This window comes from Lysinibacillus mangiferihumi (genome assembly GCF_003049665.1).
GTDB lineage: Bacteria > Bacillota > Bacilli > Bacillales_A > Planococcaceae > Lysinibacillus > Lysinibacillus mangiferihumi.
Map to the genome: position 1 here is coordinate 62,757 of NZ_PYWM01000018.1, position 16,352 is coordinate 79,108.

Genomic DNA, 16,352 nt, shown 5'->3' on the forward strand with positions numbered 1-16,352 from the left:
GGAGCTTAGCTATTCTTGCTTTGCAATTTAAAAAATTAGAAGTATTCACTAGTTGTTGGTAGCGAAGGCGGTGACTCCAGCGGGAACGCACACAACGTAAGACGCTGGCATTCTGCGCGTTAGCGAGGGTTGCGGCTTACTGTGCTGAGCGGAAAGCACCGCCGTAGCGGACAACAACGGTATAGCAAAAAAGTGTTAGATTGACTGCCATCAATCTAACACTTTTTCTCTTTTGTCCCAGCCTCGTTGAAAAGATTTAAAAGAATATGAATAAAGAAATTGAAAGTTGTTTATACTAGTACTAGACAAAAGAAATTTTGTAGTATATAATGAAATTAATAAGATCGTTTGCGAAGAAACAATGAATTCACATGTTACAAAGAGTAATCGTGTTATTTGTTCGGTACTTTTTGTAATATGTGAATTTTTTTCTTTTGAGGAAATCGGATATTATTAAATACAATTAATGGAGGTCATTTAAATGACACAACAAGGTACAGTAAAATGGTTTAACGCAGAAAAAGGTTTTGGTTTCATCGAAGTAGAAGGCGGAAACGATGTATTCGCTCACTTCTCAGCTATCCAAGGTGACGGTTTCAAATCACTTGACGAAGGTCAAAAAGTGGAATTTTCAGTAGAAGATGGTCAACGTGGACCACAAGCTACAAACATCGTTAAACTTTAATTTTTATTAAACTGACGATAGGCATCTTCATTGATGCTTAAGACTGTAGGCAAACTCAAAGCAATTTGGGATTTGTCTACAGTTTTTTTATTTCAGTGTCTTTTGAGATGACTCACAATAAGCCCATTCATTGAAGCTTTCTAACAGCATGTGTACGCTCTTTTAAACAGTGAATGATTCTTTCCCTTTATATGAAGTTAAAAGGTAATAGGGAGCGTAGAGAAGCGCTTAAAACGTATCTGTACTTCTGTAAATGGTTTTATGCAAACAGATAACTTAACTTTGCTTAAATAAAACGAGTTTGGAATAAAGAAATAAAAAACACTATGAATAAACTTGTTTGTATTTCGTGTCTTTAGGATAGACTGCAATCAACAGCAAAGGAGGGTATCGAATTGTTACAAATTGAATCTAATATTGTCGGAAAAGAAATAAGCTTTGGTTACTTACGTGATCATATAGAAAGACATGGGTTTACAATTGGAGGAAATTGGGAGTATCACAAAGGAAGTTTTGATACGATTTTATCAAGTGAAGGTGGAGAAACCATCTATTTGCGAGTGCCTTTTATTGTAACGCAAGGTGAACTAGATTTTTATGATGCACAAATTCGCTTTCAGAACCCATTTGTTATTAAACATGTAACAAACGTCGGATTGGATTATGATGAGGGCTCTTTGCTAGATGCAACGGGAGCGAGTCAATTCCAAACACCGCTTGATAATGATGGCTATATACATGATAAAAGTAAATGGATAGAAATTGGTGAAAAGGTAGTGGCTGATAAAGTTCTTCCTTATTTTCACTAGTCTTTACACCAATTGTTTTACGCTAGTCACACTTTTAAAAAGTAGTGGCTTTTATTATGCCTATGAACTTAGTGACAAATCTTCTTAAAATAGTTTTTTAATTTATAGTGGTCATGTATCGTTAAATGCCAGCTTGTTATATTGTACCTTGGTCGTAGTAGAGCGCGTGATTTTCATAAAGTTTGTCAATTCCTTCTCTATAATAAGGCATTCTACTGTTAGCAATTTCAATAGGTACCCATTCGATGTTGGTTATTTCATCGGGCAATGCTATTTCTTCAACCCCACTTATAATTTGCGCTTCAAAAGTGAAAAATAAAGCGTGATGATTCCTGCTTGTTAATTTTGATTCATTTACCGCGAGTAATTTACCTACTTCTACTAGATAACCTGTTTCTTCATGGACTTCACGGATTGTAGCTTCTATCAGCGTTTCATCTGTTTCCACTTTTCCACCAGGAAGCGACCAATGCCCTTCATGATTATGAACCATTAATATATGATAATCGACATTTTTAATTAATGCATAGACGACTTTAACTTCTTCCATTAGCCTCTCCCTGTCTTTCTTTTTATCGTTAAATACATACATAATAGCGTATTGGAACATATTTGGAAAGGGGTTATTTGAATGGGTTATCTCTATTCTTGGGTGAATTCGAGATATAGTAGTAGACGGTCAGTATCTTTATTTTACTAGTTATACTACAGATAGAAGGGGGAATCCATTTTCTTTATGATATAATGATTGAGAAAACTTTGAATGTGTAAGAAAAGATGAGGGGGATTAATGATGGCTACGAATTATAAAAGAATCGCTGTAGCAATAGATTTTTCTGAACAGTCGTTGAAAGCGTGTGAGCGTGCGGTAAAATTGGCAAAAGAATATGGCGCAACATTACAATTAGTGAATGTGATCGATACGAAGTCGTTTGGTGCTATTACTGCATATGACTTAAAGTATGCAGAAAAATTGAAAGAGGAGCATCTTACTAAAATTGAAAAGTTAAGATTAGAGGCTCAAACAGCTGGCGTAACAGAGGTATTGGCTGTTGTGGAAACAGGTTCACCGAAAAGCATTCTTACGCAACTGCCTGCTGTAGACTTAATTGTATGTGGTGCAACAGGCTTAAATCAGTTAGAAAAAATGGTACTCGGTTCAGTAGCGGAGCGCATCGTCCGATTAGCTACATGTGATGTGCTAATCGTTCGCTAATACGATTTTAATGAACGTATAACACTCTAGAGCAAGTTCACTATTTTTTAACAAACTAAAGCCAGTTTCGATATTTTCGAGACTGGCTTTTTTGTTGTATTTTAAAAGCCGAGAAAATGAGGGTCATTTTCTCGGCCATCTTTATTAGTAACCCCAGATCATTGCGAATAATGTACCAAGGATTGTCACAACAGCTACGAATACTGAATATAAAATTGTTGTATATAACGTTTTCTTATCTTCAGATTCACCGATGTGCATGAATAATACTAATTGAACAGTTGCTTGCGCAAGTGCAGTCACTACTAGGATTGCAAATGCCATATTGTAAGACATATCAAATTTGACAACTGCTAAAGCGATAATTGTTAATAATAGTGAGAAGCCGAAGCCCATCACATGTTGTTTTGGGAATAGTTCCTTCATCAGCTAATCAGTCCTTTCAAGTAGACGAAGCTGAAGATGAAAATCCAAACTACGTCTAGGAAGTGCCAGTACAGTGAGAAGATAAACGCTTTGTTAGCCGTTTGTGGGTTTAAGCCACGTTTTGCTACTTGGATTAAAATTGCAACGCCCCAGAAGAGACCAAATGTTACGTGGGCACCGTGCGTACCAAGTAAAGTCATTAATGAAGATAAAAATGCACTTGTTGTAATTGTTGCACCTTCATGAACATAAGTGACGAACTCGTCAATCTCAATAACTAAGAAGCCAAGACCTAAGATAAGTGTAATGATGAAGAATGTCATCATTGCTTTTTTGTTGCCAAGGCGCATAGCATGAACGCCAAGACCGATTGTAAAACTACTTGCTAGAAGTAGGAATGTTTCTAGTAATACTGGTGTTAACTCGAAAATCTCAGCACCATTCGGGCCACTGCCTGTACGATTGTGAAGCACAAAGTAAACAGCAAAGAGTGTAGCGAATAACATGATTTCGGCGCCAAGGAAAACCCAGAATCCAAAAATCTTTAAGCGGTTTTCTTCTGTACTATATTCTAATGGAAGTGAAGAATCGATTTTCATATTATTTATCACCTCTCAAACTTTTTTCAGTTTCCATAATTTCTTCAACTGAAATGTAACGACCATGATCATCTTCAAATGAACGATGAGCCATGAAGCCAAATACAACAAGCATGCTGATGATGGCTGGAATCCAAAGACTAAATACTGCGAAGAATGCTGCTAGGAATAAGAAACCACTTGTCCAGAAAGGCGTACCTGTGTTGTTAGGCATGTGGATTTTCTCGATTTTACCAGCAGTAATATCGCGACCTTCTTTTTTCGCAAACCAGAACTCATCTAAACGTGTAATTGTTGGTACTACTGCAAAGTTGTATTCAGGAACTGGAGAATGAGTAGCCCATTCTAATGAACGACCATCCCACACATCTGCTTTTTCGTTACGTGGCATATGTTTCCAGCTGTAGTAAATGTTATAGCAAATTAACGCAAAGCCGACTGCAAGTCCAAGTGCACCGATGAACGATAGCAAGTTAAGTGGACCGTAACCAGTAGATTCAGAGTAAGTGTACATACGACGAGCGTAACCATCTAAACCTAAAATGAATAGAGGGAAGAACGCTACGTTGAAGCTGATAGCGATAAACCAGAAACCAGCTTTCCCTAATTTCTCATTTAAACGGAAACCGAACATTTTTGGCCACCAGAAGTGGTAACCTGCAAGTACACCAAATACTGTACCTGGAATTAATACATAGTGGAAGTGGGCAACTAAGAACATCGTATTATGATATTGATAGTCGGCACTTGCCATTGCGAGCATTACACCTGTAACCCCACCGATTGTGAAAATCGGGATAAAGCCAAGTGCATAAAGCATTGGGGTAGTAAATTGAATCTTACCGTGCCTCATTGTGAGCAACCAGTTGAACATCTTAACCCCGGTTGGAACAGCAATCGCCATTGTTGTAATAGAGAATACACTGTTTACCATAACGCCGTGACCCATTGTATAGAAGTGGTGGGCCCATACTAAGAATGATAGTAATGAAATAACAACCATACTCATTACCATTGATTTGTAACCGTATAAGTTTTTACGAGCAAATGTTGCAATGACTTCAGAGAAAATACCGAAGGCAGGAAGAATAACGATGTAAACTTCAGGATGTCCCCAAACCCAGAATAGGTTGGCCCAAAGCATGTCCATACCGCCATCTGTCATAGCAAAGAATTTTGTACCGAATTGACGGTCTAACATCATTAATGCAAGTGCTACAGTTAATACTGGGAATGCAAATACGATAATAACGTTTGTAATTAAAATTGACCAAGTAAACATTGGCATTTTCATTAAAGTCATACCAGGAGCACGCATTTTAAAGATAGTCGTGATGAAGTTAACACCAGTTAATAACGTACCAATACCTGATAATTGTAGTGCTAAAGAATAATAGTTGTTCCCAACAGTTGGACTAAATTCTGTACCCGCTAATGGGAAGTAAGCTGTCCAACCTGAATCTGGTGAACCACCAATAATGAATGATAGGTTCAGTAAACCACAACCTGCTGCGAATGCCCAGAAGCTGACAGCGTTTAGACGTGGGAACGCAACGTCACGTGCACCGATTTGTAATGGAATAACGATGTTCATTAAACCGATAACAAATGGCATCGCCATGAATAAAATCATGATTAAACCGTGCGTAGTGAAAATCTCATTATAGTGTTGTGCATCAAGTAGTCCGTTATCAGGGACTGCTGTTTGTGCACGCATTAAAAGTGCGTCGATACCACCGCGGAATAGCATTAAAAGTGCAACGGCGATATACATAATACCGATTTTTTTATGATCGACTGTTGATAGCCAGTTTTTATAGAAGTAGCCCCATTTTTTAAAATAAGTAAGGCCTGCTACGACAACTACTGCACCAACTACGATACTAATAGCTGCGCCTAAAATCATCGGTTCTTGCAGTGGATGGAATAATTCTTCCATACTCATAGGATGCGCTCCTTTCAAATTTGAAAATTAGTGTGAATGTGTTTCGGCATCTTTTTTGGAATGGTCCATATTTTCATGGTCCATATTTTCATGGTTCATATCTTCATGGTTCATATCTTTGTCAGACATGTCCATGTCACCATGGTCCATACCCCCCATATCCATATCACCATGTGCCATTGGTGCAGGGCTGAAATCTAAGTGAGTAGAAGAGTAGCTTGAACGACCTACATGTTCAGCTGCTAATAATTCTTTGAATTTTTCTTCAGTTAATGGTTTTTCGTTCGCTTTTACGTCTTTAACCCATTGATCGAAGTCTGCTTGTGTCATAGATTGTGCTTCAAATTCCATTTCCGCAAATCCACGACCATTAAAGTTTGAGTTACGCCCCATGAATGAGCCAACTTCATCAGCTGCAAGGTGAATAGTTGTTAACATGTCACTCATCGCATATTTTTGACCAGCTAACTGTGGAATCCAGAAACTTGTAATTGGTCCGAATGAATACAGTTTGAATTCAATAGGACGATCTGTTGGAATGTTTACATAGTTCACAGTTTCAATACCTTGTTCTGGATAGCTAAAGTGCCATTTCCAGTTTGAAGATGCTGCATAGATAACTAGTGGTTCTTTATTGTCATAACCTTCTGGTGTTGTTTCTACCGTACTAGTAGTTTTTACAGTAACAATTGCTAGGAATGCTACGATAATAATAGGAATAACTGTCCATGTAATTTCAAGTACATGACTACCTTCTTCATGAGGTGGCTCATAATCGGCAGAAGCTTTTGATGCACGGTATTTTGTTAGCATAAATGCAAAAAGCACATACACGACTAGTAAAATAACTGCCATTGTAATAATGGATAAAATAATTGTGTTTGATAATGTTTGAGCATTTGGTCCTTTTGGATTGAAAACAGTTAATGGTTCACAACCAGAAAGGATTGCGATAGCGCCAAATGCTAATAACATTAAGCTAAATTTTTTATTCATGTTTGACTCCTTTCTATAAAACGGCTATTCATAAATTTCATGTGTAGTAGTATTGATTCACATTTATAAATAGTGGGTATTGAGGTCACCTCTTTTATCTGATGTACCAATCAAATACGTTTGCATTAACAATGACAATGGCATGGTTCAATATGAAGCATAAAGTCTAGTAAATGATTGGTCTTTTGCAAGCGTTCACAAACATGATGATGTATGCACCATAAAATGGACAATTCTTCAATGTAGATGGTCGCATCATGTCTTTGTTTGCATATAGGATTATACGCCCGCAGCACCAGAAAAAAAAATATTTAATTATAGAACTGATAATGAATAGGGGGTGATTATGAACATTTTTTGAACAAAAAAAGCTATTTTACTATTGGTATTTTAAGGTTTTGTTAAATTAACACTGTATAAACGTTGAAAATACTGCGTTTGTCGTATTTAACTAAGTAAACAAATTTTTTGTGAAAATTATCATTTCACATTTTAGACGATGTTTTGTAATAAAGTCCGTGATGCGACTGTGTTTTTGATACATTTTAGTTGCGTTTTATCTAAAAAAGGAGTATAAGAAAAGTCGGTTTTAGGTGCCTGAAAGGATAAATTTTCTATGTAAGGGATGATTATAAAGGGGTATATTGGAACATTGTTGAAATTATGTTAACATAATTAAACGATTTGAAAAATTAACAAATATTAGTATATTAATATTAGAATTCGAAAAAAAGAACATCCAAATGCGTTGGATGTTCTGTTCTTCATTTAGGAACCGAGCTTCAACCACTTTGCAATTTGCAAATACAGTGTGTTTTGAAGTTTTGGTGCTAGGTTATTCATTTTTAAAGCGAAATACAAAGTCTTCATTGCGTTCAATGTACAAGTACGCCCACTAAAAAAGCGTTGGTTATAGCCTTGTGTTACTAAATGCATTTCGAATTTATCAAAAACTTGCTCTACCCATTCGGATAGTGCTTCCTCAGAATAATTCCTTGCTAATAATGCTTCAATTATATTGACTAAGCGTTCTTCCTCGTCGTTGATAAAAACAACATCTTTCCAAGTTACTAGTTTGAATGCATGTAAAATAGAAGGAGCGTGTTGCAAATCAAACTTCGGATGTTTAATTGTTATTGCCGCTAAATCTGCTCCGTGTGCAACACTGTGTGCCCAGCCTTTACCTTCTATATAACCTCTTGTATCATTTTCAAGTAACAAATAACGCCCTATTTTTTTAAAGAAAGATTGTAAGCTTGCGTCATCTAAAATAAGGAGTTCACTATCTTTTGCCAAAATGCTCGCTACTAGTAAAGCTGAAAAAGAGCGTGTGAAAACACTATCCGTCATTTGTTCTCCAATGTTAGCGTATAAGAAATCTTCACCGGTTGCCGTGTCAAATAAATATTGTAGTTGCTGAGCGCTTAGTAAATTATCACTCAATAAGTCGATAAATATTCTATAGATAAGGTGATCGCGTAGTTCTGCGTCTGTTGAACCGATATGCGCTAACATTTCTTTTAGCAGCCATTCGCCCTCCTTGTTAAAAAATGCTTGCCGTGCTGATAGGGTCATAGATGAAAATGTTTGTAATGTTTCTTTAATCTCCATGATGAATGCCTCCAAAAATAAATCTCTCGTTCATTATACATTTTTACTCAAGAAATTTGTCTGTAGCGAATTATTTAATGGTTACTTTCACAATAGGAATACCGCAATCTATAGAAAGCTGATATGATAATAGCGCAAAGGCTGGACAACCATCGTTGATGCACGACAAAAAGACATACTTGTAGTATGCCCAAGGCTCGGTTAAATGTAGTTTTAAATGTATAAGACAGGAGCTTAGCTCGTCCTCTCGTTTATGATGTTATTTTCATTGCGAGTTTCTCCCTATGTGAGAGCGTAGTTTAAGGTTCCTCGTACGTTTCACTTTATGGGAGGGGGACGAAACGCTGTTGTGGGCAGAAGTCAAACAACCCTATGATAACTTTATAATTTTCCAGATACATAAACGGATTTTGTTTTGCTTCCTATAAAATAACAGCGGATTTGATGCCCAGTGGCCATTCAATCATTGTATTTTGATTTGTTTTTAATTCCATAAGGATATTAGCATTTTTGATGGCATCTAAAAGCCACTCACTATAATAGAGAGTGGGATGAGGATGCTGTAAAATACGTTTCATATCATTTGTGTCAATTTGCAAAAGTTTATAGTTGCATTCAATATGAACGCTTTGGGGAATAATAAAAAGTGACGCTTGATGTTGATGGCCAATAGAGATGGAACCAGGAATATTCCCATGCATACTTGTAATATGTGTCGTTGCTTCTTTTGTAAACGTATTTAATTTTGTCTGTGTAAAAAATTCAAAGTCAATTGAATAATCTTGTAGCGGACCGTGTGCTGTCGTAATTGATATAACTTTAATAGATAATTCCTCAAAAACGGGGGAGATGCGACTATCAAATTCCATGATTGTATCCATTAATGACATGTATTACACTCCTTATGAACAACTTGTATTGGTCTTGCTGACAATGAATATAGCGATGTCTGTTATGAAGGAAAAAATATGGGTATTATTAATTATAATTCAATTTATTACAAAATATGAATAGAAATTCAATAGTTTTTGTTAAAAATAAACAATTAGTAAATCTAAAGAGGTGAGAAAATGACAAAGCATAAGCGTCATGTTATTAAACATGACAATATTGTTGTTTTTCCTGGTGCCATCCAAACATTAATTCGAGAGGGTCATATGTTTGCGGAAAAATACCAATATGAAGATGCGGTCGCATGCTTTGAAAAGGCGTTTTTATATGAAAGCGGAGATGAAAAAGCCTTATGTGCCTATGCATATGCTTTATATGAGCTGAAGCGCTATGTGAAGGCAAAGGAAGTGTGTGAACAACTGCTAGCTCTAGGCACCTCAATGTATGTGGAAGTAATGGAACTATACATTACAATATGTATGCAGTTGAAGGAATACCATCAAGTGGAGTCAATAATAACTACTTTGATAGAAGAAAAAGTACTTCCAGAAGCACAACTAGAAAAATTCGAACGCTTAAAAAGTATAAATAGTGAAGTGGCTAAAAAGCTTCAACAAAGAGAGGCTGTACAAGAACTGATTGAAGAACAAGAATATGACTTGGAGAAGTTTAGTGCACTAACACCAAATGAACAATCGTTGCGACTGCATCGTTTAATGGATACGAATGTACGACAATTAAAAAAACCCTTAAAGGCTATTATCGAATGTTCTGATATTCACCCATTTGTGCAAAGTCTTGCGTTAATATTACTTGTTGAGCAAGAAGTTTCGATTGATATTATCGTTTCAAAATTTAAACAAACCAAAACGGTAAATCCAATACATCTGGCATTGCCAAATCAATTAAAACAATATAATGACATAAAAAAAATTATAGAATCTAAATTAGAACAAGACCCATCAACGTTGGAAATGGTACAATATTTAATGGCTAAGCATGCTATTGTTACTTATCCATTTGAATGGTTTCCTTTTGAAGCCGATGATATTGCATATAGCTATATAGATTTTGTACAATCAATGCTTGGTATGGTTCTGGAAATGGACTATGAAATCATTGACTTTTTACAAATGTTAGAAAAACTAACAGAACTCCATGAAGTATGAAATAAGTTGAAACTATACGCATCTATGATATACTAAAATGGTTGTCAAAATCGTAGTTACGAATAAATTGTCTAACATTTAAAATTGATCAACCCAATCCTCTACTTCACATGAGTGGGCGGATTTAATGTCAATGGCTTTAACTTTCTAGTAGGGTATGAAAACTTGAGCTAAATGTTAAGTCGCTGGCATATGTTGCGGATTTTTCAAACAAATCCGGACGCAATTACGTCAAGCGTGATTGAAATTAGATTATTTTGGAGGTATTTATACATGTCAGCAAAATGGGAAAAACAAGAAGGTAATATCGGTACTCTAACAATTGAAGTACCAGCTGCAGAAGTAGACGCAGCAATGGACCAAGCATTCAAAAAAGTTGTAAAACAAATTAACGTACCAGGTTTCCGTAAAGGTAAAATGCCTCGTAAAATGTTTGAACAACGTTTTGGAATTGAATCTTTATACCAAGATGCTTTAGAAATCATCGTTCCAGATTCTTATGCAAAAGCAATCGACGAAGCTGGTATTATGCCAGTTGATTACCCAGAAATTTCTGGTACAGAAAACTTCGTACATGGTCAAGATTTCTCATTCACTGCACAAGTAACAGTGAAACCAGAACCAAAACTTGGCGACTACAAAGGCTTAGAAGTTACGAAACTTCCAGTTGAAGTAACAGACGAAGAAGTTGAAGCTCAAATCCAAGAGCAATTAGCGCGTAAAGCTGAACTTGAAATCAAAGAAGATGAAGCTATCGTAGAAGGCGACACAGCGGTAATTGACTTTGAAGGTTTTGTAGGTGAAGAAGCGTTCGAAGGCGGAAAAGGCGAAGATTACCCATTAGAAATCGGTTCAGGCTCATTTATTCCTGGATTTGAAGAGCAATTAGTAGGTGTGAAAGCTGGCGAAGCAAAAGACGTTGTTGTAACTTTCCCAGAAGAATACCACGCTGCTGAATTAGCTGGTAAAGAAGCTACTTTCAAAGTTACTGTAAAAGAAGTAAAAACAAAAGTACTTCCTGAGCTAAACGATGAGTTTGCAAAAGAATTAGATCCAGAAGTTGAAGGCGTAGAAGCATTACGTGCAAAAATTAAAGAACAAACAGCAACACAAAAACAAGCTGACTCAGATGCTACACTTCGTGATGAATTAGTAGAAAAAGCTGCTGACAATGCAGAGTTTGAAGTACCAGCTGGAATGGTTAACTCTGAAACAGATCGCATGTTACAAGAGTTCGGTCAACGTCTACAAATGCAAGGTATGAACCTAGAGCTTTACTACCAATTCTCTGGTCAATCAGAAGAAGATTTACGTGGTCAAATGAAAGAAGAAGCTGAAAGCCGTGTACGTGTTTCATTAACACTTGAAGCAATCGCCGACGCTGAAAAAATTGAAGCTACTGAAGCTGACATCGAAGCTGAATTAGAAAAAATGGCAGCTCAATTCAATATGACGAAAGAACAAATTACTGGTGCGTTAGGCGGTACTGCTGTTCTTGAAAATGATATCAAAATCCAAAAAACAGTTGAATTTTTGGTAGAAAACGCTAAAATTACTGAATAAGATTTTTTAACGTAACTAGATAGAAAAATTAAGAAAACAAGGTACGGCGTTAAACCGTGCCTTGTTTTATCACACATAGCTTTTTAGTTTAGACTAAAGGGGCCCCAACCTCTCAAGGTCGAGGAATGAAAAAATAATCCAATTTTTACTAACTGTTATGCTTTTGGAGGCAACTTTAGTTAATATCTTATACATAGTATTGTTGTTTAATTTTTTACACGATGCTAAACTTTAACTTCATTGTAGTAAAGCCGACAAGTAGCAGTAGTATAGTGTCTCCGTTAAAATGGAAGAAGAACGCACTTAGGTTTTACGACTGAGGGAGCTAAAACCTCAAAAATGAAGCTGAAAAAACAGACAGTTGTCATGGGTTCGTCTGAAAGCTCGCATCAACACGAATTATTTGCTTAAAAGCAAGTAGACAGCCATTAATGTTTTTGCGCAAATGCTGCAATTACTTAGCTAACTGGCCTATCGTTTGAATAGACTTGAAAACAATTCAAAATTTAGATGCATTTGCGCCATGACGTAAATGTTGCAATCAATTTATTTGATAATGATTCAATAATCTTGTAAGATTGTAGCTTGAATAGGGGTGAAACATATTGTTCAAATTTAATGATGAAAAAGGCAATTTAAAATGCTCATTCTGTGGGAAGCCACAGGAACAAGTACGTAAATTAGTTGCAGGTCCTGGTGTTTATATTTGTGATGAATGTATCGAACTTTGTTCAGAAATCGTTGTAGAAGAACTAGGTGTTGAGGAAGAAATCGATTTCCAAGATATTCCGAAACCGAAAGAAATCTTATCGATTTTAAATGAGTATGTTATTGGACAAGAGCGTGCTAAAAAAGCCTTAGCGGTTGCGGTTTACAATCACTACAAACGCATCAATACAAACAGTAAAATTGATGATGTGGAATTAGCAAAATCGAACATTGTGTTAATCGGCCCAACTGGTAGCGGTAAAACATTATTAGCTCAAACATTAGCACGTATATTAAACGTTCCATTCGCAATTGCAGATGCTACTTCTTTGACAGAAGCTGGTTATGTAGGTGAAGACGTTGAAAATATCTTATTAAAACTAATCCAATCAGCAGATTATGATATCGAACGTGCAGAAAAAGGGATCATCTATATTGATGAAATCGATAAGGTTGCACGTAAATCAGAAAATCCATCGATTACACGTGATGTTTCTGGAGAAGGTGTCCAACAGGCATTGCTAAAAATTTTAGAAGGTACTGTTGCAAGTGTGCCTCCTCAGGGAGGACGTAAACATCCACACCAAGAGTTTTTACAAATTGATACAACAAATATTTTATTTATCGTAGGCGGAGCATTTGATGGAATTGAATCCATCATTAAACGTCGTCAAGGTGAAAAAGTGATTGGTTTCGGTTCAGATCCTAATAAAGTTGAAGTGGACGAAGGTTCATTAATGTCGAAATTAATTCCTGAAGACTTGTTGAAATTTGGTCTAATTCCAGAATTCATCGGTCGTTTGCCAGTACTTGCAAGCCTAGAACAATTGAATGAGGCTGCACTTGTACAAATTTTGACGGAACCAAAAAATGCGCTAGCGAAGCAATATCAAAAAATGCTTGAACTAGATGGTGTTGAGCTTGAGTTTGATGAAGGTGCCCTTTCTGAAATTGCAAAGGAAGCAATTGAGCGTAAAACAGGTGCACGTGGTCTTCGTTCAATTATTGAGTCAACAATGCTTGAAGTAATGTACGAATTGCCTTCACGTGATGACGTGAAAAAATGTATCATTACGGCAAAAACAATTACGGATAAAGAGAAACCGAAATTGCTTCTTGAAGATGGCACTGAACTCGATGAAGGTAGCGACACAAAAACTTCAGCATAATAAACAGACAAAGCTGTCTATTGTTATGAGAAAAAGAGTAACTTAGCTGACTTCGATTGTGCAATGTTCGCACATATCGAGAGTCAGCTTTTTATTCATACATAAAGCCGGCGACTGTAAATAGATGAAATTTTTGGCTCGTTTGAATAGATAGTGTGAATCGGTTTTTTAAACACATACTAGAAGCGCGGGATTGTGATTGTGAACAAGAAAATTTTTGACGGAGGTGAATACCCGCATGGTAACAATTCAAAAAACAACAAATGTACCATTATTGCCTTTACGTGGACTTTTAGTATACCCGTCGATGGTGTTACATATTGATGTGGGTAGAAATCGTTCTGTAGCGGCGCTTGAACAAGCAATGTTAGAGGACCAATTGATTTTATTGGTGACACAAAAAGAAATGCACGATGAACAGCCAGAAGAACAGGATTTATATCAAGTCGGTACGATGGCGTATGTAAAGCAAATGCTTAAATTGCCAAACGGCACACTACGTATTTTAGTTGAAGGTGTTGCGCGTGCAACTTGGTCTAATTATCAAGCATTAGAGAAATTTACAGTTGTTGATATTGATGTAAAAGAGGATAAAGTTGAGAAAGATGTGGAAACGCAGGCCTTAATGCGTACATTGCTAACGTATTTTGAAAGATACGCTAAATCCTCCAACAAAATCACGACAGAAACGATTAATACAGTGGCTGATATTGAAGAACCAAGCCGCCTTGCTGATATTATAGCCTCGCATTTACCAATTAAAATTGCGGATAAACAAGAAGTTTTAGAAATGTTAAATGTTAAAAAACGTTTAGATCATTTAATTATTCGCTTGCATGATGAACAAGAGGTGCTGGACCTTGAAAAGAAGATTAATACGAAAGTAAAGCAATCGATGGAGCGTACGCAAAAAGAATATTACTTACGCGAACAAATGAAAGCTATTCAAACAGAGCTAGGGGATCGAGAAGGAAAAACTGGTGAAGTTGCGGAATTGCGTAAACAAATCGATGAAACGGGCATGCCTGATTCGACAAAAGAAGCGGCACTAAAAGAGCTTGATCGATATGAAAAATTGCCGAGTGCTAGCGCGGAAAGTGGTGTTATTCGCAATTACATTGACTGGTTAGTATCCTTACCTTGGACAAAGGCAACCGAGGATCGAATGAATATTACGCATGCTGAGGAAATTTTAAACCGCGATCATGATGGTTTAGATAAAGTAAAGGAACGTGTGCTAGAATATTTAGCTGTGCGTCAGTTAAAAAATTCATTACGTGGTCCAATTCTTTGTTTAGCTGGCCCTCCAGGTGTAGGTAAAACTTCATTGGCACGTTCAATTGCAGAAAGTTTAGATCGCAAATTTATTCGGATTTCTTTAGGTGGCGTGCGCGATGAATCTGAAATTCGCGGACATCGTCGTACGTATGTTGGTGCTATGCCAGGTCGTATTATTCAAGGGATGAAAAAAGCAGGTACGATTAATCCTGTATTTTTACTTGATGAAATCGATAAAATGTCTAATGATTTCCGAGGAGACCCTGCAGCGGCAATGTTAGAAGTGTTGGACCCTGCGCAAAACAACACATTTAGCGACCATTACATTGAAGAACCATACGATTTATCTAACGTTCTATTCATTGCGACAGCCAATGATTTAAGTACAATCCCTGGGCCTTTATTGGACCGTATGGAAGTCATCTCAATTGCAGGCTATACAGAAATTGAAAAGGCTCAAATTACCAAAAATCATTTGATACCAAAGCAATTAAAAGAACATGGCTTGAAGAAAACACAAATTGTCATCAAAGATGAAGCGGTGCTGGATATCATCCGCTATTATACGCGTGAGGCGGGTGTCCGTGGCTTAGAGCGTCAAATCGCAACGCTATGCCGTAAAATCGCTAAAATTATTGTGTCTGGCGAAAAGAAACGTGTTACTGTAAGTTCAAAATCGGTTATCGAATACCTTGGAAAACACCGTTTCCGCTATGGACAAGCAGAAGAGGAAAATCAGATTGGTGTCGCAACTGGGCTAGCGTATACAACCGTTGGTGGTGATACGTTGCAAATCGAGGTTTCTTTAACTCCTGGTAAAGGAAAAATACAACTAACGGGGAAACTCGGAGATGTTATGAAGGAATCGGCACAAACTGCATTGTCCTATGTACGTACAAAAATAGAAGAACTTCATGTGGATTCGGAATATTTCGAGACACATGATATCCACATCCATGTACCAGAAGGCGCAGTACCAAAGGATGGCCCTTCAGCAGGTATTACAATGGCAACAGCAATAGTTTCTGCGATTTTACATCGCCCGATTCGTCGTGAAGTAGGCATGACAGGTGAAATTACATTACGTGGTCGCGTCCTACCAATTGGCGGTTTGAAAGAAAAAACATTAAGTGCACACCGAGCAGGCTTAACAACGATCATTTGCCCAAAAGATAATGAACGTGATATTGAAGATATTCCTGAAAGTGTACGCGAAAATTTAACATTTAAACTAGTGTCATCTGCTGATGAAGTATTAGCAATTGCACTGGACGGAGGTTTTTAAGG

At 36.9% G+C, this 16,352-nt stretch carries 14 protein-coding genes; 7 read left to right on the top strand and 7 right to left on the bottom strand.

Going from position 1 to position 16,352, the window contains the following annotated elements; genetic code table 11:
* Positions 1–481 precede the first annotated feature (481 nt).
* On the top strand, positions 482–685 hold the full coding sequence (locus C9J37_RS16545) for a cold-shock protein (protein ID WP_053582012.1): 204 nt from the start codon (positions 482–484) through the stop codon (positions 683–685).
* Positions 686–1,080: 395 nt separating this feature from the next.
* Positions 1,081–1,494 (top strand): YugN family protein, encoded by a 414-nt coding sequence (locus C9J37_RS16550; RefSeq protein ID WP_107896226.1) that lies wholly within the window; start codon positions 1,081–1,083, stop codon positions 1,492–1,494.
* A gap of 136 nt (positions 1,495–1,630) precedes the next feature.
* Here C9J37_RS16550 and C9J37_RS16555 read toward each other — a convergent pair whose 3' ends face one another.
* Positions 1,631–2,044, bottom strand: coding sequence for an NUDIX hydrolase (locus C9J37_RS16555; protein WP_107896227.1), 414 nt, complete (start codon positions 2,042–2,044; stop codon positions 1,631–1,633).
* A 243-nt stretch (positions 2,045–2,287) separates the two neighbouring features.
* Between C9J37_RS16555 and C9J37_RS16560 the strand changes: the two genes are divergently transcribed.
* Positions 2,288–2,710 carry a universal stress protein gene (locus C9J37_RS16560; protein WP_107896228.1) on the top strand — a complete coding sequence of 141 codons (423 nt, stop codon included), beginning with the start codon at positions 2,288–2,290 and terminating at the stop codon, positions 2,708–2,710.
* Positions 2,711–2,854: 144 nt separating this feature from the next.
* On the opposite strand, the gene qoxD is transcribed toward C9J37_RS16560, so the two are convergent.
* The 6 genes from qoxD to C9J37_RS16590 form a co-directional block, all read right to left on the bottom strand.
* Positions 2,855–3,136 carry a cytochrome aa3 quinol oxidase subunit IV gene (gene qoxD, locus C9J37_RS16565; protein ID WP_024363218.1) on the bottom strand — a complete coding sequence of 94 codons (282 nt, stop codon included), beginning with the start codon at positions 3,134–3,136 and terminating at the stop codon, positions 2,855–2,857.
* A complete protein-coding gene (gene qoxC, locus C9J37_RS16570) occupies positions 3,136–3,735 on the bottom strand; it encodes a cytochrome aa3 quinol oxidase subunit III (protein WP_024363217.1) in 600 nt (199 codons plus the stop codon). The genes qoxD and qoxC overlap by 1 nt, the downstream gene beginning before the upstream one ends.
* A 1-nt stretch (position 3,736) precedes the next feature.
* A complete protein-coding gene (gene qoxB / locus C9J37_RS16575) occupies positions 3,737–5,680 on the bottom strand; it encodes a cytochrome aa3 quinol oxidase subunit I (protein ID WP_024363216.1) in 1,944 nt (647 codons plus the stop codon).
* Between the two features lie 27 nt (positions 5,681–5,707).
* Positions 5,708–6,676 carry a cytochrome aa3 quinol oxidase subunit II gene (qoxA, locus tag C9J37_RS16580; RefSeq protein ID WP_107896229.1) on the bottom strand — a complete coding sequence of 323 codons (969 nt, stop codon included), beginning with the start codon at positions 6,674–6,676 and terminating at the stop codon, positions 5,708–5,710.
* 768 nt (positions 6,677–7,444) lie between these two features.
* On the bottom strand, positions 7,445–8,287 hold the full coding sequence (locus C9J37_RS16585) for a DUF2785 domain-containing protein (RefSeq protein WP_024363214.1): 843 nt from the start codon (positions 8,285–8,287) through the stop codon (positions 7,445–7,447).
* 422 nt (positions 8,288–8,709) lie between these two features.
* On the bottom strand, positions 8,710–9,177 hold the full coding sequence (locus tag C9J37_RS16590) for a hypothetical protein (RefSeq protein WP_107896230.1): 468 nt from the start codon (positions 9,175–9,177) through the stop codon (positions 8,710–8,712).
* A gap of 180 nt (positions 9,178–9,357) precedes the next feature.
* Between C9J37_RS16590 and C9J37_RS16595 the strand changes: the two genes are divergently transcribed.
* The 4 genes from C9J37_RS16595 to lon all read left to right on the top strand — a co-directional run bounded on the left by C9J37_RS16595 (position 9,358) and on the right by lon (position 16,350).
* Complete coding sequence (locus C9J37_RS16595; RefSeq protein ID WP_107896231.1) at positions 9,358–10,347, top strand: DUF3196 family protein; 990 nt, start codon at positions 9,358–9,360, stop codon at positions 10,345–10,347.
* 273 nt (positions 10,348–10,620) lie between these two features.
* The gene (gene tig / locus C9J37_RS16600) at positions 10,621–11,910 is read left to right on the top strand and encodes a trigger factor (protein WP_107896232.1); all 1,290 of its coding nucleotides are present in this window, start codon (positions 10,621–10,623) and stop codon (positions 11,908–11,910) included.
* A gap of 605 nt (positions 11,911–12,515) precedes the next feature.
* On the top strand, positions 12,516–13,787 hold the full coding sequence (gene clpX, locus C9J37_RS16605; protein ID WP_024363210.1) for an ATP-dependent protease ATP-binding subunit ClpX: 1,272 nt from the start codon (positions 12,516–12,518) through the stop codon (positions 13,785–13,787).
* Positions 13,788–14,025: 238 nt separating this feature from the next.
* Positions 14,026–16,350: an endopeptidase La gene (gene lon, locus C9J37_RS16610; protein WP_107896233.1), complete on the top strand. Its 2,325-nt coding sequence runs from the start codon at positions 14,026–14,028 to the stop codon at positions 16,348–16,350.
* Positions 16,351–16,352 lie beyond the last annotated feature (2 nt).

Bases quoted from the DNA above. Each gene is read 5' to 3' on its own strand.
- C9J37_RS16545 (WP_053582012.1), top strand. From the start codon at position 482: ATGACACAACAAGGTACAGTAAAATGGTTTAACGCAGAAAAAGGTTTT.
- qoxC (WP_024363217.1), bottom strand. From the start codon at position 3,735: ATGAAAATCGATTCTTCACTTCCATTAGAATATAGTACAGAAGAAAAC.
- qoxD (WP_024363218.1), bottom strand. From the start codon at position 3,136: ATGAAGGAACTATTCCCAAAACAACATGTGATGGGCTTCGGCTTCTCA.
- qoxA (WP_107896229.1), bottom strand. From the start codon at position 6,676: ATGAATAAAAAATTTAGCTTAATGTTATTAGCATTTGGCGCTATCGCA.
- C9J37_RS16555 (WP_107896227.1), bottom strand. From the start codon at position 2,044: ATGGAAGAAGTTAAAGTCGTCTATGCATTAATTAAAAATGTCGATTAT.
- lon (WP_107896233.1), top strand. From the start codon at position 14,026: ATGGTAACAATTCAAAAAACAACAAATGTACCATTATTGCCTTTACGT.
- C9J37_RS16590 (WP_107896230.1), bottom strand. From the start codon at position 9,177: ATGTCATTAATGGATACAATCATGGAATTTGATAGTCGCATCTCCCCC.
- C9J37_RS16595 (WP_107896231.1), top strand. From the start codon at position 9,358: ATGACAAAGCATAAGCGTCATGTTATTAAACATGACAATATTGTTGTT.
- C9J37_RS16585 (WP_024363214.1), bottom strand. From the start codon at position 8,287: ATGGAGATTAAAGAAACATTACAAACATTTTCATCTATGACCCTATCA.
- C9J37_RS16560 (WP_107896228.1), top strand. From the start codon at position 2,288: ATGGCTACGAATTATAAAAGAATCGCTGTAGCAATAGATTTTTCTGAA.
- qoxB (WP_024363216.1), bottom strand. From the start codon at position 5,680: ATGAGTATGGAAGAATTATTCCATCCACTGCAAGAACCGATGATTTTA.
- tig (WP_107896232.1), top strand. From the start codon at position 10,621: ATGTCAGCAAAATGGGAAAAACAAGAAGGTAATATCGGTACTCTAACA.